This is a genomic window from Bacillus alkalicellulosilyticus (assembly GCF_002019795.1).
Lineage (GTDB): Bacteria > Bacillota > Bacilli > Bacillales > Bacillaceae_F > Bacillus_AO > Bacillus_AO alkalicellulosilyticum.
In genome coordinates this window covers 1918559-1940996 of the sequence record NZ_KV917381.1, presented here as the reverse complement: position 1 = coordinate 1940996, position 22438 = coordinate 1918559, and the positions used below count along the sequence as shown (strand labels likewise).

The window sequence follows — 22438 nt, the reverse complement described above, 5'->3', positions numbered from 1 at the left end:
ACATATGATAGCCTAACTATAGATTGTGTGTCAATGTTTTGAACACTTAAAGTATAAGCTCGCTTTACATCGTTAACAATTTTGCCACTTGTTTGTCATAATTGGGATGAGCTGTTTGATTTGGTCTGAAATCGCCTCAACTTTATATTTCTGTTCCATATGTTCCAGGGGAATTGTCGGAAGCCATAGTAATAATTCTGGCACCTCTTGTTCCACTGTTTTCCACTCTGAATCAGACGTTAAAAACACAACATGAACGACCCCACTATCCTTTAAGTCTTGATACCATGTGTTCAAGCGGTCAAGGCGTTCATTTATCGGTTCTGACTTAACATATGTAAATGGAGGGATTTCAATCACTCTTCCATGGAACTGCCGCTCAAGCTCATTTGTAATAATCGTAATAAACTCACCCATTGCAACTGTCGATTTCACTTGTTGCTGAAGCGAAATCGGAATGAGCGGAATAATCGCCGTATCCACATATTCCTTCGCTTGTAAATATGTATCCATTTCTGTTGTCTGCCACTTCATAATTCCCCATCCTTTTCTTCCTCTGCCTTATTTTCTACTCTATCTTAATTCATATACACAAAAAAAGAAAAGAGATAAGATTAAAAGGTGCTCTTCCCTTTTAATCTTATCTCTTGAAGCAATGAGTGTTGAGCTGCTTGTTCTTAAGTGAGATAGTGCTTTTCTATCTCACGCGCAGCTCATAAGCCATTGCCTGCTTCCTTGCATACTATAATTTTTTTAATAATTCGGTTAGCTCTATAAAAAGTTCGTAATCTTTGTTGTCAAGAGCCTCATTAATTTTACACATTACTTGTTCTCTAGTAAATGAAGCCAGTGCTTTATCTAGAAAGATTTCAGCGATAACTCCATCAACCGTCGCTAGCTCATGGTCCTCAGGAATAAACGGGTTCTCTTCAAGAACGGCGGCGTATTGTGGATTAGATTTTGAACCAAGAAAATTTAATTGAATGTAAATATTTTCATCACAGTTCAAGCGAATATCGTGAAAAGCCTTTTCTGCATCCATTGTCACATGCTTGTGCTTATGAAATGAGAATGGGACATTTTCTACCTCTGTCGTTGAGATAACTAAGGCCTTTGGACAATATTCTGCTTTTTCAACAAAATGAACACGTTCCATAAGTACATCATCACTGATAAGATAATTCAGCAACCAAGCACATTCTCTCCGTTTTAATTGGAAAGCATTTAAAAACCACTTTAAAAAGTCTTTCTTTTCAACGACAGAAATAACGCTACTCATTTTATTCCCTCCCCAGACGTATTCAGCCAGTGACTTTCAACTACGCAACAATTAGAAGGTAAACACGGTGTAATAATCTTACTATATATATTCGATATCCCTTAGTGATATCCTTTTATTTATTGAACATTTTTAGTAAGAATTGTCTAGTTGTTCAACAATTTCTACTAAATCATCTCGGCTTGAGTCAAGAGTTATTACCTTCTTCAAGATCTGTATACCCAACTCTCGTTTTCCATATTCAATCAGAAACTGACCGTAATCCTCTAAAAAATCTAAGTCTTCTTGGAAATGGTCATTCACTTGTTGGAATGCTTGATATGCTTTTTCAAATTCCTCTTCTTTCCACTGCGCAACCCCTTCATACCAAGTATGAAAAGGATCATCCTCACCTAATTCTTTTACGTGGGATAAAAGCTCGAGCAGTTCCTCAAAGCGTTCCTCTGTTCGTAAAAAACTAGACAGCATTTGAACCGCTTCCACATGTGACGGGTTTAAAGCAATGACATCTCGAAGGTAGTTCTCGCCAGCTATCAGATTGTTCATTTTAAAACTAATTTTAGCTGCTTGTGTGTATAATGCTTCATTATACTCATCTATTTTCAATCCTTCATTAATTGTATGTAAAGCTTCATCAAGATTGTGCATGGCTTCATAAGATTTTGCTAAATACGGGTAAAGACTTGTATAATTGGGGTCAAGTTCTTTCAGCTTTTTAAATTGGACAATCGCCTTCTCATAATCCTCGACTTGGAACGCTGTATACCCATATCCAAAATAAGCAGAAAGCTCTTCTGTTTTTTTAAGCCCTTTTTCATAATAAATAAGAGCTTCTTCAAATTCACCAGATGCACTAAAGGCCTCTGCTAAGCGAAGCTCGACTTGATAAGCTTCAAACGTCTCACTTGAATGAAGAGCTTTTTTGAGATAAGGGATACTTTTTTGATAGTCTCCACGTTCTAAATAAAACTCTCCTAACCCTAACGCTACAATCTCTTCGTTTGGAGCAAGCTTTGCAGCTTTTAACAATTTTTGTTCAGCTACTTCCTCTAAGCCTTGCATTTGATATAAGTCTGCTAAAAACAATTGAGCCTGTAGAAAAGCGGAATCCTGTTCTTTAATTTCTAACAGCATATCAATGGCTTCATCTTCTTCGTCACTATCGATTAAAATTTCTGCAGCAAATGTATATAATTCTCCTTCATCAGGATATAACATGATAAGTTCATCAATAAGTCTCTTTGCATTAGTAAGGTGCCCTAATTGATAGTAAGCCTGAGCAACCATATATGTTGTTTCATGGTCGCCTGTCTGTTCGAGTTTAGCTAACTGGGCTAGTCCTGTCTCAATATCCCCTGATTCGATTAAACTAATTACGTCCTCTATCTTCACTAAGGACCCTCCTCTACTACTTCCATTACCTAACATAATCATAACAGAACGAATAGAGGAGGAAAAGAAAAGGCTCTTACTCATCATCAAGCGTTAAATAAGGGTCATCAAAAAATTGCGCTTCGGTTATTGGAATAAAATGTCCTGGCACAACGACTTTTACTTCTCGACCAAAGCCAGGTTTAAAATAAAACGAATCCCCCGCTTTTAGAACAACACCTCGAAGGACGACGATTTCTGGTTCCGGGTTATCCTCTGTTTCAATTTCATTACTATATAAACAATAATCCGCATCACTTCGAACTAGCAGGGCACCTTTCTTTGGAAACAACCCACATTTTTTTAATTGAGCCTTCTGATAAGGGGTATGGTTATCTTGGAAGTCAATTGAAGTAGGGATTCGAAAATAGGTAGAATACGATTCCCAAATTTGTTGATACTTATTCATTTCACGATTGGAGAGGCCCATTTTGTCCCACATAGGAATGATTTGAAGCTCATACATCATCATTGCTTCCTTAATTCGTTGCCAAGGTGTCCCATCAAAATCTTCGTATCCTTTAAAATCTACTAAAACAATGGGAACTTTATTTCTTTTACACAAGCGAATAAACGTAGGTGTTAATGTTGAAATGTCTGTTCGGACACCAATAACAAAATCAATAGGAGCGTTTATCATACGATGTTTTGCTTGTTGCAGTTGACTAGTAAACACTTTTTCATTTTGAATCTCACAAAATGTAACGACTGTTGTACATCCTTTAGCGATTAATTGCTTTGTTTTTTCTTTAAAGACGCAATATTCGGTTTCATTACAAAGTGAAAAATCATTCATAACACTCCCAGCCTGCAAATAGAATCCATCGACATTTACTCTTGTAAACTTTAATTTATTTATTTCCTTGTTAACATAGGACACGGTTTGATCTGTTATAAAATACGAACGCCTTTGAAATTGTCCATCCTCTTGTTTATCAACATTAGCTAAAATGTACTTCATACTTTCTCCCTCCCGTTAGTAGAAATACCATCTTATAGACAAGCTATGAAGGAAGAAAAAGATGTAGACCACAAAAACACTAGATTCATACGAGAATCTAGTGGCAAATACCAGAATGGACAAAAAAAAGACCCATTTGGAAGTAAACGCTTTCAAATGGGGTTAGCAAAAACGCTATAAGAATTATTAGTATGGATAGGAGTGGAGAGAAACCATACGCTAATTTAATTATATACAATATGGCAGTAATGTCAATAACATTATAAAAAATAATTTACTAGAATGATACTAAATTTTTTAGGCTGTCAATGTCCACGAGTTTTTTTCTTCATGCCTGTTCGTTTAGTGTTCTTTTTTGGGACTCCTCCAACGCTTTTTCTGCTTTTTTGTCCGTTTCGATCCACTATGGGTATTATTTCTAACCGTATAAGCAGTTGTTCTCGATTAGAAAAAGACCGAACACTCGATTCGGCCCTTTCTAGCTAATGTTTACTGTTGAAGTGTACGCAAGTGTTCAAAGAAGTTTGGATAGGACACCGCAATCGCATCACTATTCTCGATCGTCACTTGGCCTTTTGTAATACAACCAGCAATCGCCATTGCCATACCAATTCGGTGGTCCCCGAAACTACTCACGTTTGCTCCGTGAAGTTCAGTTTTACCATGAATAATCATTCCATCATCGGTTGCTTCAATGGAAGCCCCTAGCTTTTTTAATTGACTAACAACTGTATCAATTCGGTTCGTCTCTTTTACCTTTAATTCTTCAGCATCTTTAATCACAGTTGTACCAGTCGCTTGAGTTGCAAGTAACGCGATAACTGGAATTTCATCAATTAATCTTGGAATGATGTCTCCGCTAATTTCAATTCCTTGAAGCTCAGATGTCGAAATCGTTAAATCAGCGACTGGTTCATCATTTACAATTCGTTGATTGCTGATTTCAAGACGGGCACCCATTTGTTGTAATACATCTATAATTCCTGTTCTAGTTGGGTTTACACCTACATTTTCAAGTGTAATTTTACTGTTAGGTACGATTGAACCAGCTACAAGAAGAAATGCAGCAGAAGAGATATCCCCAGGTACCACAATATGTTGAGCCGTTAACGTTTGTCCCCCACGAACAGAGGTTGTTAATCCGTCTCGTTTAACTGGCACACCAAAGGCAGACAACATTCGTTCTGTATGATCACGAGAACGATGCGGCTCGGTAACGGAAGTCTCACCTTCACTTTGAAGACCCGCTAATAGAATACATGATTTTACTTGAGCGCTTGCAACCTTTGATTGATAAGATATTCCTTTTGTATGGCCTCCACGGATTGAAATTGGAGTTAAATTCCCATTGTCTCGTCCATCAATTTGTGCACCCATTTCACGTAGTGGGTTTGTGACCCGCGACATTGGTCGCTTCGCAATGGATTCATCCCCAATAATTACAGAATGAAACGGTAAGGTTGCAAGAATTCCCATCATCAATCGAGTGGTTGTTCCTGAGTTACCAACATCTAAAATATCCTGTGGTTCCTGCAGCCCTTCGTATCCTTTTCCTTCAATTTCAACCTTATCACCGTTTTGCTCAATGGTTACGCCTAACTTTTGAAAGCATGAAATTGTACTCAAACAATCTTCACCCGGTAAAAAACCTTCGACAGTCGTTATTCCCTCAGCAATTGCTCCAAACATGACAGCGCGATGAGAAATTGATTTGTCACCAGGGACTGTTAATGTGCCGTTTAATCCTTTTTCATTTACTGCTTGTACCGATTCGTTCATGTTCTCTCCCCCTACTCTTCCATATATGTCTCATATAGCTCAGCTTCTAAGGTTTGCTTCGCTTGTAGTCTATCTTCTTGTGACCTAAAACTTAAGCGTAACACTCCCATAATGTCTTCTCGAGTTTCAATGATACGGATGTTTGTAATACTAATATTTTCATCTGCTAAAATCTTTGTCACATCAGAAATCACACCTGGATGGTCTGGTACATCTACGAATAAATCATAAAATGCCGGAATCGCACCTTTTCTATGTGCGGGAAGCTCATCACGGAATTGTTTCGCTTCTTGAAAATACTGGTGAATATTTACATTGTCTTCTTTGGCAATGAGTTCACGAACATAGGTCATCTCTTCTTGCCATTTATCAAGAAGTTCTAATAGACTATCTTTATTATGTAACAGAATGTCTCTCCACATCACTGGACTACCTGAAGCTATCCTTGTAATATCTCTAAAGCCACCAGCAGCTAGTCGCGAAACTAACGGATCTTCATCTTCTATTTTGGCTACTTGATGAACAAGTCCAGCTGCCACAATATGTGGAAAATGACTAATCGCTCCCGCTAATTTATCATGTTGATGAGGAGTAAGTTGGATGAATTTAGCATGAGTCCCCTTTAACCAATTTTGCAACTGAATGACTTGTTTCATATCTGTTTGTTCGGAAGGTGTTAAGATGTAAAACGCATTTTCAAAAAGATGAGCTCGCGCTGCCTCTACTCCGCTCTTATGAGAACCTGCCATTGGATGACCCCCAATGAACGTCACTCCCTTATCTAACAAACAGCTAGCCTTTTCGAAAATTCGTTTCTTGGTACTTCCTACATCTGTAATAATCGCTCCAGGTTTCAACGCCATCGTTGAAATTTCTTCAAGCAACACTTCTGTCTTTGATACCGGAGTAGCAAGAATGATTAAGTCAGCTTCACTTACTCCAGCCTCTATCGATTCAACAGCTTCATCAATTACTTTTAACGACTGCGCCATTTTTACCTGCTGTTCATTTATATCGAAACCACGGATGGAGACGTTATGCTCTCGCTTTAGCGCAAGAGCAATCGAGCCTCCTATTAAACCTAAGCCTATGACAAATGCTTTACGTTTCACTAGTCATACTCCTTTATACAATCACTGGGCCACTTGCGCTTTTTCTAACCACGCTGAAAGCTCACTAATGATTCCGTCATTTTCTTCTTTACTTCCCACAGTGATTCGAATACACGTTGGGAATCCAAGAGCTTCACCAGAGCGAATGATATAGCCTCGTTCTAATAAATATTGGAATAAAACATCTCCTGACACTTTAAAATCGATTAAGATAAAATTCGCTTGTGTCGGATAATATTTTAAATTATATTTCTCACAAAATTGAAGGTATTGATCAATGCCTTCTTTATTTTTTTCATAACAATCTTTTATAAACTGTTGGTCCTTCACCGCTGCGATTGCAGCCACATGAGAAATCGCATTGTTATTAAATGGCGGGCGAACAGGGTCTAATAGTGAAATCACCTTTGGGTTTCCAACACCAAAACCAACACGTAATCCTGCCAAGCCATATGCTTTAGAGAATGTACGTAATACAATTAAATTTTCATATTGCTTCAGTAATGGAATCGTTTCAGGGAAATCATTTGCTGTCACATACTCGTAATATGCTTCATCAGAAACTACAAGAACATCCTTAGGCACCTTTTGTAAAAAGGCTAGAAAATCACTCTCCGTGTTATATGTTCCTGAAGGATTATTCGGATTACATACCCATACAATTCTTGTTTTCTCATCAATTGCCTCTAGCATCGCATCTAGGTCATGTACTCCATCTTTTAAAGGCACCTCTTTCACTTCAGATCCCTCTATGACAGCATTTAGCTTATATTGAGAAAATGTCGGATGAGCAGTAACCGTATTATTTTCAGGAGATAAGAACGTACGACATAACATTTGAATCACTTCATCAGAACCATTTCCAAATACTAATTGGTTTTGGTCAACGTCTAAAAATGAAGCGACTTCTTCCCTTAATGAAGCAGCATAGCCATCAGGGTAAATCGCAGTATTTCCTGCAGCTTCACTAATCGCAGCCTTCACTTGTTTTGAGGCACCAAATGGATTTTCATTGGATGCAAGCTTAATTACTTTTTCTAATCCAAATTCTTTCTTTACTTCTTCGATCGGTTTTCCTGGTTTATAGGAAGGAAGACCAACTAATTGTTTTTTCGCTTTCATTATAAGCACCTCAACCTACTATATAAATTCTTTTTCTTTCATCTTATTATGAAATGAGAGAGAGAACAAACCTTTTTATCTGTTCAAGCCCTTCTTTTCTTGTGTTTTCATTTAGAAGAAGAGTTTCATGCTCTTCCACAAGTTTCGTTATCGCACTTCCTACGATAATTCCATCACAATAAGAACTTAGTGCATCAACTTGTTCTTTATTCGAGATTCCAAAGCCGACTGCAATTGGAACTGGACTATGCTTTTTGACATCTTCTAAAAATTCAAAAACAGATGGAGAAAATTCATTACGAACTCCTGTTACACCTAAAGAGGAAACGCAATATAAAAAGCCTTGAGCTTCACTTGCGATCATTTCAACTCTTGCCTTTGATGTCGGTGCTACAAGAGAAATATACGACAATCCCGCTTCTTTACAAAGGGACGCTACTTTTTCACTTTCTTCATAAGGAAGGTCTGGCACAAGTAAACCATCCACTTCATATTGTTTTGCTGCTTCCATAAACCGTTCTTCCCCGAACTGAAGTAAAGGATTAAAATATGTGAAAATAATAACAGGAACCGTTAATCCTCTCTTTCTCATTTGAGGAACAAGTTCAAGAGCTTTTTGTAATGACATGCCGTGAGCTAAGGCTCGTTTTGCTGAACGTTGAATAACAGGACCATCAGCAAGCGGGTCAGAATAAGGAATTCCAAGTTCAATCACATGCGCACCTGCATCTTGTAAGGTCAGTGCTAATTCAATGGTTACTTCCGGAGAAGGGTCACCGGCCATAATAAATGGAATAAACAAGCCTTGTTTGTTTTCAATGTGAGACTTTACTCTTGTCATATATTTTCACCTCGGAAATGTTTCATTAACGTATGAACATCTTTATCGCCGCGACCAGATAAACATACTAAAATAACATCCTCACTTGATAGTTGCTGTGCACGTTCAAATGCTTTTGCCAACGCATGAGCACTTTCAATCGCTGGAATAATTCCTTCTGTTTCCGATAGCTTCTTTAATGCAGCCAACGCTTGTTCATCAGTGACTGCTTCATATCGTACACGATTAATGCTGTGCAAATACGCATGTTCCGGTCCTACCCCTGGATAATCCAATCCTGCAGAAATAGAATAAGGTTCTGTAATTTGGCCAACATCATCTTGGAGAAGATACGTTAATGAACCATGAATGACACCGACTGTTCCATTCGTAATGGTTGCAGCATGCTCAGCTGTTGTAACACCCTTACCTGCAGCTTCCACACCTATTAATCGAACGTCATCGTTTAAGAACGGATAAAACATCCCAATCGCATTACTGCCTCCACCGACACATGCAATAATTTCTTCTGGTAGACGACCAATTTCTTTTACCATTTGTTCCTTCGACTCGTCGCCAATAACACGTTGGAAGTCACGTACCATTTGTGGATACGGATGCGGGCCAACAACGGATCCAATTAAATAAAATGTATCATCTGCATGAGTGACCCAATAACGAATCGCTTCATTCGTAGCATCTTTTAACGTTTTACTTCCTGATACAGCAGGGATAACTTCTGCACCAAGGAGCTCCATCCGGAATACATTAAGCGCTTGACGTTCCATGTCTTCTTCTCCCATAAACACTTTACACTCAAGGCCAAAGCGCGCAGCAATCGTTGCAGTTGCAACACCATGTTGCCCTGCACCAGTTTCAGCTACAATCTTCTTTTTACCCATTCGTTTCGCTAGAAGAGCTTGACCAATCGCATTATTTAATTTATGAGCACCTGTATGCACTAAATCTTCACGCTTTAAATAAATTTGAGCTCCACCTAACTCGTTCGTCATGTTCTCAGCATATGTTAAAGCGGTAGGTCTACCAGCAAATACTTGTAAATGGTGATTGTATTCTTCTATAAAGCTTTCATCGTTCATCGCTTCAGATAAAGCTGACTCAAGCTCTTCAAGGGCATTCATTAATGTTTCTGGAACATATTTGCCTCCAAATTGACCAAATCTTCCTTTTTCATCTGGAAATACGCTACTCATAATTTTCGATCCTTTCTTCTAGTCGTTTCATCTGTTCTAGACTCTTTTGACCATTTTGCTCAATTCCACTTGATACATCGATTCCATCTGGTTGATAAGCAACTAGTTGAGCTACATTTTCAGGGTGAATCCCTCCAGCAATAAATACGGGAATTCCGAGACGATTGCCTTCTTTTATATAGTTTGGGATGTGATTCCAGTCAAAAGTCTGACCAGTCCCTCCCCAGTGACCTTTTACTTTACTATCAACGACAAAAGCTGAAACATATGGGGCATACTCTTTCATTGTTTGCCATGCCCCGTCCTCATGATGGATTACTTTCCAAAGTGGAATGTCTAGGTTATTTTTAATTAGCTCTACTTCCTTCACGGTTTCAGCACCATGCAATTGAATGATATCAAGGTTAATCTCACTTAAAACATACTCTAGTTCTTCGATTGCTGGATTTACAAATAAACCAACTAGCTTTTGTTCAGGGTTCCAGTCCACCTTTGATAACCATTGTTTAAGTTGTGTTGCGGTTACTTGTCTTTTGCTTTTTACAAATACAGCACCTATATAGTTCGCTTTACTCTGAGAAGACTGTTCAAAGTCAGATAAAGAATGATTTCCGCAGTATTTAAGAAGCGGTCCCATTCCGGTCATCTCCTAGTAAGTTACGAATACCGATTTCTGGCGACTCTGCTCGCATTAAGGATTCTCCAACCAATACGCCATTTGCACCCGCTTTTTGGACTTGCGCCGCATCTGCTGGTGTGTGGATCCCACTCTCACTTATAAATAAGCTTCCTTCTGGAATTAGCTTACTAATGATTTCAGTTTGTTCAAGTGATGTCTCAAACGTTTTTAAATTTCGATTATTTACACCAATGATTTCTGGTGTGAAATGAACAAGTAATTCAGTTAACTCTTCTTCTGAATGAACTTCTACTAAACATTCTAATCCTTTTTCATAGGCTAGATTGTATAATTCTTTTAAACGTTCAGGTTCAAATACTGCGGCAATTAATAAAATGGCATCTGCTCCTATTCGAACACTTTCTTCGATTTGTAGTTCACTTATAATAAAATCTTTACGTAAAATAGGAAGATTCACCGTTTGTTTTATTGCTGTTAAATAATCACGATGTCCTTTGAAATATTTTTGATCAGTAAGAACTGATATTGCATCAGCTCCCCCGTTTTCATATCCTTTTGCAATGTCCACTGGGTGAAAATCTTCTTTTATTATCCCTTTAGAAGGAGACGCTTTTTTCACTTCAGCAATTAACCCTAGTTGCCGGTTGCTGTTACGAAGACTAGCAGCTAACGACTTACGCTCTACTTTAATGGCTGGTGGTAATTCAAGTGTTTCAATTTCATCTAACTTTGTATCGATAATTTGACTAAGCATGATCTGCTGCCCCCTGATTCGCCTCTAGTAATCGTTTATATTGAGTATACACTTTGCCAGATTGTAATCCAGCTTTAGCTACTATGACGCCTTCTTTGATTGATGCTGCTTTTCCGCTTATGTAAAGAGCGGCTCCAGCATTTAAGAGAACGACATTGGTTGCCGTCTGATTCGCTTCCCCTTTAAAAATAGCCTCAATTAAATCAGCACTTTCTTCTGTTGTACTAACTTGAATATCCTCTAAAGGCCCTCGTGTTAAGCCGACTTCTTCTGGTGTAATTGTATAACGAGTAATTGTCCCCTCATTCAATTCAACAACATCTGTGTGTGTGGAAATTGATAATTCATCTAATCCTTCACCACCAGTAACAAACATCGCCCGTTTTGCACCAATTCGTCCAAGCGTTTTTGCCATTTTTTCAGCAAAAGTCGTATCATAGACACCAATTAACTGCGCATTGGCATTGGCGGGATTTGTTAAAGGCCCTAGTAGATTAAAAATCGTCCGAAAGCCGATTTCCTTTCGTGGTGCCACAGCATGCTTCATCGCCACATGATATCTTGGAGCAAATAAAAAGCACATTTGATGAGTAGCAAGTGCTTCTGCTGCCTCTTCTGGCGAGGTTTGAATAGAAACTCCCATGGTCTCAAGAACATCTGCACTTCCACTTTTCGAAGAAACCGCTCTGTTCCCATGTTTGGCTACGGACACGCCTAATCCTGACAAAGCAATTGCTGTTGCAGTAGAGATGTTGAACGTGTCACAGCTGTCTCCCCCAGTCCCACATGTATCAATCACATCTGTGACATGATGAGGAATCTGAATCGCATGTTCTTTCATTGACGTAGCAAAACCTACCATCTCTTCAACTGTTTCACCACGAAAACGCATGATCGAAAGTAAACTAGCAATTTGACTAGGAGTCGCTTCATTGTTCATGATTTGATCCATCATGCTTTTAGCTTCCTCTTCAGTCATTGTATAGCCTTGCACACATTTCCCCAACATTTCCTTAAACATTTCGAATCGCCTCCTCGTTTTTCCCAAACATGGCTTCCGCTACTTCAATCGCTTTAATCAAAGCCTTTGCTTTATTACGAGTTTCTTCCCATTCTTTTTCTGGAACTGAATCAGCAACTACCCCTGCGCCAGCTTGCACATATACCTTTTTATCTTTTATGACCATTGTACGAATTGCAATACATGAATCAATATTTCCATCAAAGCCTAAATACGCAATCGCACCTGCATAAATTCCGCGTTTTGTCGGTTCAATTTCATGTAATATTTCCATCGCTCTAATTTTAGGTGCACCTGAAACTGTACCCGCAGGAAACGATGAGGTAAGTGCTTCAAGAGGATGGACAGTTGGCGCTAGCTTTCCAGTTACTTTTGAAATAATGTGCATGACATGAGAGAACTTCCCAATCTCTAATAAAACGGGTGTCTCAACAGAGCCGTATTTCGCTACACGTCCGATATCATTTCTGGCTAGGTCGACAAGCATGTAATGCTCTGCTCTTTCTTTTTCATCAGCTAACAAGTCTTCAGCCAGTTCAGCATCTTCCTTTTGCGTTTTACCACGTGGTCTTGTTCCCGCAATCGGATGAATCTCCACATGGCCGTCTTGAATCTGCACAAGTCGTTCCGGAGAACTTCCAACAATTTCATAGCCATTTACTTTCACATAAAAAAGATAAGGAGATGGGTTAATCATTCGTAACACACGGTAAATATCAAGGGCTTCAACCGTGATGCTTCTCTCAAAGCGCTGTGATAAAACGGCTTGGAATATATCACCTGCACGAATGTATTCTTTTATCTTTTCAACATCTGCAAGAAACTTATCTTTCTCATAGTTTGAGATGATTTCATCAAAGCTTACATCATCACTAATTTGTGGAGGTCCAAATAGTTTATGGTCCTGCTTCATTTCCGTAATTTTCTCAACAAGTCGATTCACTTTTTGAACAGCAGCTTGATATATGGCATCATTTTCTTCAGCTGTACTGCCTGCTGAAGCATGGTTTACGATGTAAAGTTCTTTTTTAATATGGTCATATGCGATAATCGTTTCACAAAACACAAAGTGAATTTTTTCTTCTCCATTGCCTTCTGTAGAAAGAACAGGCTCAAATGTCTCTACTGCATCATAAGCAATATAACCTACTGCCCCACCGCGAAAAGGAATCGGTACATCAATTGGTTTCACATTGACATGAGCTAACGTCTTTTCAAAAGCAGATTGAAAGTCAGGCTCTTGAAAAAGTTCTTTCCCTTCTTTATCACTGACACTGTATGTTCCGTTTTGCTCTGTTAAATATAAAAATGGATTTAATCCTATAAATGAAAAACGAGACCATGGCGATTGCTCATCTTTACTTTCTAATAGAAACGTCGCCTCTGCTTGAAGCTGTTGAAATAATTGAATGGGAGTCACTGTATCAGCGAAAAAATGTCCGACAACAGGGATCGTTTGATAGGAAGTGCTATCAGTTGCAAATGAAGATTTCGAAGTTATTATCATTTAATTTTCACTCCTTTTAAATATTGAGTGAAAATGAAATAATGAGGAGAAATAGACGACGGATGTCGTCATAAAAACGGAAATAGACAAAGAAAGCCCTAAGACTGAATAGTCTCAAGGCAGATCATTCCTAGAAACAATAAAATTCAGCTCTCCTCAACTCATTCATTCTCATCTCATCTAAGCTCTACTCTAAACTATACTAATCTTAACTCGATTTTGATTCTTCTGTCAATTGTAAATCTGGTCGTAAAATAGTCGCATTTTCTAAATAGACATGTGAAATGTCTTCTTGACCTTTAGTAGTATTGACTGTCAGTAAAATCCGAATACATTTTTCAAGACTATTAGGAACAGGGATTTCAAGCGAACACATCACAGGTACGTATCGCCAGCCCTCTATATTGCGTAACACTTTTGCTGGAAATGTTGAATGTAAATCATGCGTCACTGTAATTAGCGCATGTGCAACATCTTCTGCTTGTAGATTGTTTTGCGATATGATTTCTAGAACTAACTTCTCAGTAGCCGCTAAAATCAAACCTTCATCGTCTTTTGGTACTGTAATTGCTCCACGGATTCCTCGAATCATGTTTTTATTCCCCTCTCATTTCAGCATGCAACAGGTCAACGAGTATCTCTTCCGCAATAGATACTACTTTGGCCTCTCCCACACTTTGTAGTAACACCATTCGAATGACTCCATGCTGAGTCTTTTTATCCATTTTCATAGCTTCCACTAGTTCTTCTACTGAAAGATTTGCCGGTATAGCCGTAGCATATCCATATTGTCTAAACCAGTCAGTTATTTCAGAGATTGGTAGTTGAACATCATTCACGTGTTGGCTAAGCTTTAGTGCAAACACCATTCCAATGACAACTGCTTCTCCGTGCGTCATTTTTCCATAGCCGAGCTTAGCTTCAATTGCATGCCCTAACGTATGACCAAAGTTTAAAAATGCTCTCATCCCTGTTTCTTTTTCATCTTCAGCCACAACCGCGGCTTTCACACCAATTGAGCGCTCCAACAGTTGTTCCGCTAGTTCACCGTTTATAACAGAAAACGATTCAATTTGGTCTTGTAACCAACGATAGAATTCATAATCCCAAATAAGAGAATGTTTCATCACTTCAGCAAATCCAGAACGCCATTCATGCTCAGGTAGGCTCTGTAGGGTATCAATGTCGTAAAGAACAGCTTCAGGCTGGTGAAAAGCACCGATCATATTTTTCCCGACAGGATGATTAATCGCTACCTTTCCACCTACACTACTATCATGAGCAAGCAATGTCGTTGGTACTTGAATAAATGGAATTCCTCTCATATATGTAGCTGCTACAAATCCTGCAAGGTCTCCTACCACTCCTCCACCAAGAGCAATGATTAAAGAATGACGGTCAAGACCATTTTCAAGGGCAACAGTTTGTATATCATAAAAGGCTTGAAACGACTTTGATTGTTCACCACTTGGAATAATAAAATGAACAACTGGTGCGATATTTTTCACACTTTGATGAACATCTGATAAGTATAAGTTGGCGACGGTATCGTCGGTGATAATTAAAATCGACGATACCTTTAACTTTAGGTGGTCTGTAAGAAACGAACCAATCCGATGACGAATTCCAGCTTCAATCACGACCGGATAGGTTTTCGACTTGGTTGATATCGTTAATTCGGTCATTTAAAACAACCTCGCCTGTTCATTATGTCTATCAATGTTCTCTTTAATTTCATCCATTCTATCGCTACCAAATTTTTCAAGAATCGCATTCGCAATTTCCCAAGCGACTACAGCTTCTGCTACAACACTCGCTGCAGGAACAGCACAAGCATCTGAACGCTCAATACTTGCTGCAAATGTTTCTTTCGTTTCAATATCAACACTATTCAAAGGTTTATATAACGTCGGAATTGGTTTCATTACCCCACGAACAACAATCGGCATTCCATTTGTCATTCCGCCTTCAAATCCACCTAAATTATTTGTTTTTCGAGTGTAGCCTTTTTCTTCATCCCATAGAATCTCATCGTGAACTTCACTTCCTGGACGACTTGCTGCCTCAAACCCAATACCGATTTCAACACCTTTAAAGGCATTGATACTCATCACAGCGGCAGCTAGTTTTGCATCAAGCTTTCTATCATATTGTACATATGATCCTAACCCAATCGGAGCTCCTTCAATAACTACTTCAACAATTCCACCGATAGAGTCTCCATCTTTTTTGGCAGCATCGATCGCTTCAATCATCTTTTGTCCTGCTTCTTCATCAAGACAGCGTACTTGTGATGCTTCTGACCGTGATTGTAAGTCTTCCATCGACTGATAGCTTACATTTTCAGCTTTCACTCCACCAATCTCAAGTACATGGCCTCCAACTTCGATTCCAAGTGAACGAAGGATTTTTTTTGCCACTGCACCCGCTGCTACACGTACTGTCGTTTCACGTGCAGATGAACGTTCAAGTATATTTCTCATATCGCGGTGACCATATTTAATCGCACCATTTAAATCTGCGTGTCCTGGACGTGGTCGTGTGATCACACGCTTCATTTCTTGTTGCTCTTCTTCTGAAATCGGATCAGCACCCATAATCTTTGTCCAGTTCTTCCAATCATTATTTTCAACTACAAGAGCAATTGGTGCTCCCGTTGTCTTACCGTGGCGAACACCACTTGTAAACTGAACTCTATCTTTTTCAATTTGCATACGACGTCCCCGACCGTATCCACCTTGTCTACGTTGTAATTCTGTATCAATATCCTCTGCTAGTAATTCTAAGTGCGCAGGAACCCCTTCAAGTAATGCTGTAAGCTGGGGACCGTGTGATTCACCCGCTGTTAAGTATCTCATGTCCACTCCTCCTCAATTCTACCGTACACGCTTTTATGTCTTTAGCGCTTTTATGCACTAAATTATATCATACCTTTTCACTTTTGTCGTGACTTTTTAAAGTAGTTTTTTGATTATTGCTTCTATTATTTTTTTCGGTAAAAAAACGTATCTTCTGCATCAAACCCATAGCGCCCTGGATTAAAGATTTGCTCTGTGCTTCCAACAAATAAGACTCCACCCGGTTTTAATGCGTCTGAAAACTTATGATAGAGGGTATCTTTTGCTTCCTCAGTAAAATAAATCATCACATTTCTACAAACGATAAGGTCATATCCCGTATCAAAACGATCCGCCAACAGATTCTGTTGTTTGAACGTAATCATCTTTTTTATTTCATCATTTATGCGATACCCTGCTCCTTCACTTGTAAAATACGTTGACAAAAATGGTGCAGGGACCTCTTTTAAAGACCTATCCGTATAAAAACCGTTCTTTGCTCTTTCTAAGATTGCTTTATCAATATCAGTAGCAAGAATGGAGACTTTTGAATCATCTACAAGTTGCTTTGATGTAATAGCTAAGGAATAAGGTTCTTCTCCTGTAGAACAAGCTGCGCTCCATATCTTTAATTTCGGATTGGCTTTTAATAGTCTAGGAAGAATTTTAGCTTGTAATACTTCCCAGCGATTTGGATTGCGAAAAAACTCTGACACGTTAATAGTCATTTTATCGAGGAATTCATCAAACAGTTTACTGTCATTGGAAATTGCCTCATAGAAGCTAGTAAAAGTAGCGTGTCCTCTCTTCTCTCTTAATGAGATTAATCTTCGTTTCATTTGTCCTTCTTTATATAAGGATAAATCAATCCCTGTCTTTTTTCTTATCGAATCTACAAAAAAACTATAATCACAATTCATGGTGAATTCTCCTTATCAACGACAACGTAAGTGCAGTTTATAGATATACTCTTTTTACCATACTTTTATCGATAAAACTAGACAATTTGCGAAATATACAGATAAAAACCGACGAATCCTGCAGAAATAGCTTTTCTTACCTACTATAAATCGGACTCGTTCACTTCTTTCTCCGCTTGTTCTGTCCGTATCCTAGCCGTTATCGGACTCTGCCACCTCTTTCTACTTGGACTCTATCCGTTTTTACCGTTATATCTTGTCTCAGTAATAGATTTTCATAAACCGGTTATATGTTTTCACTTCTCTAACAGTAAAAAACTCTCTCTACATTGTAGAAAGAGCTTCCATACTTGGTTGTTTTAATTTAAGATAACCATTTTGTTATCGTTTTATCATATGTAACTAACTCAGCTTTTGAAAAAAACAATGCAACTTCTCTTTTTGCACTTTCAGGAGAATCTGAACCGTGTATAATATTTCGAGACATTACCATCCCATAATCACCACGAATCGTTCCTGGAGTCGCTTCTTGCGGATTCGTTTTACCCATCATGGTTCGTGCAGATGCGATAACGTTATCTCCTTGCCATACCATAGCCATTACAGGACCCGACGTGATGAACTCGACAAGACTAGGAAAGAAAGGCTTTCCTGTATGCTCAGCGTAGTGCTTTTGAGCTAATTCCTCAGAAATTTGCATAAATTTTGCGCCAACGAGAGTAAATCCCTTTTTTTCAAACCGAGTAATTATTTCTCCGACCAAATTACGTTGAACACCGTCCGGCTTAATCATTAAAAAAGTTTGTTCCATGTCTGATCCTCGCTCTCATCGTGATTTACCTATTATAGCAAAATTTACTAAATAAAAAAAGTGACAACGTGTTGAAGAACAAAAAGAGACGGGGTTAAAAAGGAGGGCACTGAAAAAGTTTAAACCTACTTTTTCAATGCCCTCTTATTTTCCCCTTTTATCTTCGTCTTGAAGTGTATGATCAATTAAAATTCTCTTCTACCAATATACGTAGCAATCTGTGATAAGTATACTTTAGCTTCGTTATCAGGTAGTTTTTCTAATACCCGATGAGCTTTTTGTAAATACCTATCACTCATCGCAAGAGCATACTCAATCCCACCAGAATCAGATACCTTCTTAATGAATTTCGATAGGTCTACTGCGGTAAACGGGTCATGTAATGCATTTACGATTAAGTCTTTGAATTCAGGGTCCTCATTTAGTGTATATAAAGCAGGCAAAGTTATATTCCCTTGTAACAGGTCACCACCAGCTGGTTTGCCAAGCTGTTTCTCTGTCCCAATAAAATCAAGTACATCATCGATAATTTGAAAACTCATCCCTACATAATACCCAAAGTAGTATAGATGGCGTTGAATCGATTTAGGTGCTCCAGAGGCTATCGCTCCAAGCTCACAGCTAATCGCAATAAGCAGTGCCGTTTTTCTTTTAATTCTTCGTAAGTATTGTTTCAGATTTTGGTCCCAGTTAAACTGGTCACGGATTTGTTCCACTTCTCCGACACACATTTCTTTCATTGCAAAAGAGAGGATGCGATGCATAGCTTGATTATCAAAAAAACTTGCTTGTTCTATCGCTTTACCAAAAATATAATCCCCCGTATACATGGCAATGCGGTTATCCCATTGTGATTTAACCGTTTTCTTTCCTCTACGCAAGTCCGCATCATCAATCACATCATCATGAACCAAAGAAGCCATATGAATTAATTCTAGTGGAACCGCTATATGTTTTAACACATTAATATCATAGTGACCAAATTTACCTGAAAGCAACACAAATACAGGCCTGATACGCTTACCACCGGCTTTCAACAAATCAGTTGACGCTTGACGCAGTACTTCATTTTCAGCTCTAATGGTTTGCTCAAGAGAAGTTTCGATTATATTTATATCATTTTGCAATTGCAAATAAATTTCAGATAAATTCATGGTATCCACCTTAACTTATAGTATGGTGACGGTCATAAGCACTCCATACTGTTACTTGTTCAACTTTAGTTGTAATTAACTGCTTTTCATAAGCTAGTTTGAAATAATAGAGAAGGCCTTCAATTTGTTTTTGTCCAAGGTCATAACTTAACCCGTTAAAGTAGCTAGTCCAATATGAAGTCGGCCCACCCAATAGTTTTTGAATATCAGCAATCATTGGTTTAAACATTTGCTCGATACTTTCATCCTTACTTGTTACAAGTTGGTCGTATAATTCAGCAACCATTTCTTCTTTCTCTACGATAACCTGATTTCGAACTGCAAATACCGCGAATGTCATCGGCAATGCTGTGTATTTGTACCATAATTCTCCTAAATCATAGCGATAATAGTGATTCCCCTCGTTCCACGAGGTAACAATCGCGTCGTCTCCAATCAATAAGGCCGCATCATAGGTAGCCATCATCTTCTGAAAATTCGGCTCCATCACATCGTATGCTATTTGATGATTCATAAAGGTACCCAAAATTATTTTTAATAAATTTGAGGATGTTGCAGAACTAGACGTCAGAGCTATTCGTTTGCCATCTAGTTGTTCAATTGGATATTTTGAAAACAAAAAAATTGAACCTACGCTGTCAAACGATGAGACTGATAGATTAGGCAGCACCGTATAGGCATCCGCGTTTTCTCCATAAGCGAAGGATGAAATACCTCCAACATCAATCCGCCCTTCAGCCATGTCTTGATTTAACTTTGCAGGAATCTTAGGAATAAAAGTACAACCTAACTGTGATAATTTTTGTCGGTCAACATAATAAAATATAGGTAATATGTTAGTGTAAGAAATTTCGCCAATAACTAGTGTCATGTTTACTCCCCCCAGCGGGTAAATAACTGATGTTTGATATGAGCACTATCTAATACTTTTCCTACTACAAAATTAATAATATCATCAAGCGTTTTAGGTAAATGATAATAACCAGGCATAGCTGGTACAATCAATCCGCCTACTTTAGTTATTTTCAACATGTTCTCTAAGTGAATCTGATGAAGTGGTGTTTCTCTTGGAACAATAAGTAACGGTCGTCTCTCCTTTAGCATGACATCCGCCGTTCGTTCTAATAGATTTCCAGACGCACCATGGGCTATGCCAGATAATGTCCCCATGGAACAAGGAATAATAAACATCCCTTTGTTTTGGTAGGAACCACTAGCAATCGGAGCAGCATAGTCGTGAAGATCATGATAATGAAGTAAGTCATTAGATTGTGGAAACAATTGATTCAACACGCTTTGGCGATCTGAAGTGTCTAATTGTAGCTCTTCTCTAAATACTTGCCAGCCTGCCTCGGTAATGACAAGGTGTACTTTATACTTTTGTGATAGAAGCTCCTGTGTTAACCTGACACCATATTGTGCCCCGCTAGCTCCAGTTATGCCAACCGTATAAATCCCTTTTTCTTCACTCATAACAACAAATCTCCTATTGTAAAGACTAGCATCACAATACTTAAGATACCGTTCATTGTAAAAAAAGCAACGTTCACTTTAGATAAGTCATCTGCAGATACGAGCGAATGCTCATAAACCATGATTCCACCAGCAATGATAACACCAATCAGGTATAGAATACCAAGCAATGGACTTGCAAAGAACAAAAGCACTAAACAAAGGAAGCTTATAATATGAAGTCCTTTCGCAATCACAAGCGCTTTGGCAATTCCAAATGAACTAGGAATTGAATAAAGCCCTTCACCTTTGTCATAATCTGCATCCTGTGTAGCATAAATCACATCAAATCCAGCTGTCCACAAGGCGACTGCTAGAAACAATAGAAATGCTTCCCAAGTTAAGGTTCCCGTTACACCGACCCAGCCTCCCAAAGGTGCAATGGCAATCGTAATCCCAAGGACAAGGTGACAAGCCCAAGTAAATCGTTTTGTATACGAGTAAATGACTAAGAAAAAAACAGCGATAGGAAGCAAGTATACCGCTAGCATGTTTAACTGATAGGCTGAAAAAAATAATAAAACAAAAGAAAGTATAATAAAGACATAAACTTCAATTTTAGAAATCAATCCTGCTGGAATTGCTCGACTAGCGGTTCGTGGATTCTTTTTATCAATTGCTGCATCAATAACACGGTTTAATGCCATTGCTGCACTTCTTGCTCCTACCATCGCTAGCGTAATCCATACCCATTGCATTGGCTCTGGCCATGTACCGTTAATTGTAAATCCACCTAATACAGCCCCTAAGAAAGCAAAAGGTAATGCAAATATCGTATGTTCAAACTTAATCATTTCAAGAATGACTTTTATTTTCGTAATCACATTCATTCCTCAATTCTATATCTGTCCAATTCCTTCTAGCGTTTAAAGCCAATATGCATTGCTGCAACGCCACCAAAGTAAGGTCTTACTTCTATGTTATAGAATCCTGCATTTGAGAAGAGATTGGCAAGTTCTTCTCGACCAGGAAAGTTCATCGTAGACTCTTGTAACCATGAATATTCTTGATAGCTTTTTGCGAAGATTTTCCCAAACAATGGCATCACATACCTGAAGTATAAATAGTAACATTGCTTAAAGACTGGAATGGTAGGGTGTGATGTTTCAAGACACACTACTTTCCCTCCAGGTTTTACTACACGATACATTTCATTAATCACTTGTTGATAATCTGGCGTATTTCGAAGTCCAAACCCAATCGTTACATAATCAAACGTATTGTCTTCAAATGGTAATTCCATGGCATTCCCATGAATTAACGTAGCGTTTTCAATCGTAAGACCTTGGATTTTTTCTTCTCCAATGGATAGCATATTTTTACTGAAATCAAGGCCAATGACTTTTCCAGTTGGTCCAACTGCCTCAGCTAACGCAATCGTCCAGTCCGCTGTTCCACAGCAAACATCTAGGGCATAGGAGCCTTTTTTGACATCCATTCGTTTCATTGTATCTTTTCGCCAAGCTTTATGTCTTTGAAAACTAATGACAGAATTCATCGTATCGTATTTCTCATAAACTTTTTCAAATACTTGATGAACTTTTTCTTCTTTTGATTGTCCCAT

General features: G+C 38.5%; 23 protein-coding genes. All 23 read right to left on the bottom strand.

Going from position 1 to position 22438, the window contains the following annotated elements:
• Positions 1-72: 72 nt before the first annotated feature.
• Complete coding sequence (locus BK585_RS09905) at positions 73-534, bottom strand: YpiF family protein (RefSeq protein WP_078553289.1); 462 nt, start codon at positions 532-534, stop codon at positions 73-75.
• 208 nt (positions 535-742) lie between these two features.
• Positions 743-1279 (bottom strand): ReoY family proteolytic degradation factor, encoded by a 537-nt coding sequence (locus BK585_RS09900; RefSeq protein WP_078553288.1) that lies wholly within the window; start codon positions 1277-1279, stop codon positions 743-745.
• A gap of 132 nt (positions 1280-1411) precedes the next feature.
• Positions 1412-2671 carry a tetratricopeptide repeat protein gene (locus tag BK585_RS09895; protein ID WP_245805811.1) on the bottom strand — a complete coding sequence of 420 codons (1260 nt, stop codon included), beginning with the start codon at positions 2669-2671 and terminating at the stop codon, positions 1412-1414.
• 76 nt (positions 2672-2747) lie between these two features.
• Complete coding sequence (locus BK585_RS09890; RefSeq protein ID WP_078553287.1) at positions 2748-3671, bottom strand: hypothetical protein; 924 nt, start codon at positions 3669-3671, stop codon at positions 2748-2750.
• A 489-nt stretch (positions 3672-4160) separates the two neighbouring features.
• Positions 4161-5450 carry a 3-phosphoshikimate 1-carboxyvinyltransferase gene (gene aroA, locus BK585_RS09885; RefSeq protein WP_078553286.1) on the bottom strand — a complete coding sequence of 430 codons (1290 nt, stop codon included), beginning with the start codon at positions 5448-5450 and terminating at the stop codon, positions 4161-4163.
• Positions 5451-5461: 11 nt separating this feature from the next.
• Positions 5462-6562, bottom strand: coding sequence for a prephenate dehydrogenase (locus tag BK585_RS09880; protein ID WP_078553285.1), 1101 nt, complete (start codon positions 6560-6562; stop codon positions 5462-5464).
• Positions 6563-6583: 21 nt separating this feature from the next.
• On the bottom strand, positions 6584-7684 hold the full coding sequence (gene hisC, locus BK585_RS09875; RefSeq protein WP_078553284.1) for a histidinol-phosphate transaminase: 1101 nt from the start codon (positions 7682-7684) through the stop codon (positions 6584-6586).
• Between the two features lie 46 nt (positions 7685-7730).
• On the bottom strand, positions 7731-8525 hold the full coding sequence (gene trpA, locus BK585_RS09870) for a tryptophan synthase subunit alpha (protein ID WP_078553283.1): 795 nt from the start codon (positions 8523-8525) through the stop codon (positions 7731-7733).
• Complete coding sequence (gene trpB / locus BK585_RS09865) at positions 8522-9718, bottom strand: tryptophan synthase subunit beta (protein ID WP_078553282.1); 1197 nt, start codon at positions 9716-9718, stop codon at positions 8522-8524. Before trpB ends, trpA begins: the two co-directional genes overlap by 4 nt.
• Positions 9711-10355, bottom strand: coding sequence for a phosphoribosylanthranilate isomerase (locus BK585_RS09860; RefSeq protein ID WP_078553281.1), 645 nt, complete (start codon positions 10353-10355; stop codon positions 9711-9713). The genes trpB and BK585_RS09860 overlap by 8 nt, the downstream gene beginning before the upstream one ends.
• A complete protein-coding gene (gene trpC, locus BK585_RS09855; RefSeq protein WP_078553280.1) occupies positions 10339-11112 on the bottom strand; it encodes an indole-3-glycerol phosphate synthase TrpC in 774 nt (257 codons plus the stop codon). Before trpC ends, BK585_RS09860 begins: the two co-directional genes overlap by 17 nt.
• Positions 11105-12133 carry an anthranilate phosphoribosyltransferase gene (gene trpD / locus BK585_RS09850; protein ID WP_078553279.1) on the bottom strand — a complete coding sequence of 343 codons (1029 nt, stop codon included), beginning with the start codon at positions 12131-12133 and terminating at the stop codon, positions 11105-11107. The genes trpC and trpD overlap by 8 nt, the downstream gene beginning before the upstream one ends.
• A complete protein-coding gene (gene trpE, locus BK585_RS09845; RefSeq protein WP_078553278.1) occupies positions 12126-13640 on the bottom strand; it encodes an anthranilate synthase component I in 1515 nt (504 codons plus the stop codon). Before trpE ends, trpD begins: the two co-directional genes overlap by 8 nt.
• A gap of 208 nt (positions 13641-13848) precedes the next feature.
• On the bottom strand, positions 13849-14232 hold the full coding sequence (gene aroH / locus BK585_RS09840; protein WP_078553277.1) for a chorismate mutase: 384 nt from the start codon (positions 14230-14232) through the stop codon (positions 13849-13851).
• Between the two features lie 4 nt (positions 14233-14236).
• On the bottom strand, positions 14237-15325 hold the full coding sequence (gene aroB, locus BK585_RS09835; protein ID WP_078553276.1) for a 3-dehydroquinate synthase: 1089 nt from the start codon (positions 15323-15325) through the stop codon (positions 14237-14239).
• A complete protein-coding gene (gene aroC, locus BK585_RS09830; RefSeq protein WP_078553275.1) occupies positions 15326-16498 on the bottom strand; it encodes a chorismate synthase in 1173 nt (390 codons plus the stop codon).
• 125 nt (positions 16499-16623) lie between these two features.
• Positions 16624-17397: a CheR family methyltransferase gene (locus BK585_RS09825; RefSeq protein WP_078553274.1), complete on the bottom strand. Its 774-nt coding sequence runs from the start codon at positions 17395-17397 to the stop codon at positions 16624-16626.
• A 364-nt stretch (positions 17398-17761) separates the two neighbouring features.
• On the bottom strand, positions 17762-18208 hold the full coding sequence (gene ndk / locus BK585_RS09820) for a nucleoside-diphosphate kinase (RefSeq protein ID WP_078553273.1): 447 nt from the start codon (positions 18206-18208) through the stop codon (positions 17762-17764).
• Positions 18209-18393: 185 nt separating this feature from the next.
• Positions 18394-19362 (bottom strand): heptaprenyl diphosphate synthase component II, encoded by a 969-nt coding sequence (hepT, locus tag BK585_RS09815; protein ID WP_078553272.1) that lies wholly within the window; start codon positions 19360-19362, stop codon positions 18394-18396.
• Between the two features lie 10 nt (positions 19363-19372).
• Positions 19373-20233 (bottom strand): menaquinone biosynthesis protein, encoded by an 861-nt coding sequence (locus BK585_RS09810; protein ID WP_078553271.1) that lies wholly within the window; start codon positions 20231-20233, stop codon positions 19373-19375.
• 2 nt (positions 20234-20235) lie between these two features.
• Positions 20236-20835 (bottom strand): UbiX family flavin prenyltransferase, encoded by a 600-nt coding sequence (locus BK585_RS09805; protein WP_078553270.1) that lies wholly within the window; start codon positions 20833-20835, stop codon positions 20236-20238.
• A complete protein-coding gene (locus BK585_RS09800; protein ID WP_078553269.1) occupies positions 20832-21704 on the bottom strand; it encodes a UbiA-like polyprenyltransferase in 873 nt (290 codons plus the stop codon). Before BK585_RS09800 ends, BK585_RS09805 begins: the two co-directional genes overlap by 4 nt.
• A 29-nt stretch (positions 21705-21733) precedes the next feature.
• Positions 21734-22438 carry a demethylmenaquinone methyltransferase gene (locus BK585_RS09795; protein WP_078553268.1) on the bottom strand — a complete coding sequence of 235 codons (705 nt, stop codon included), beginning with the start codon at positions 22436-22438 and terminating at the stop codon, positions 21734-21736.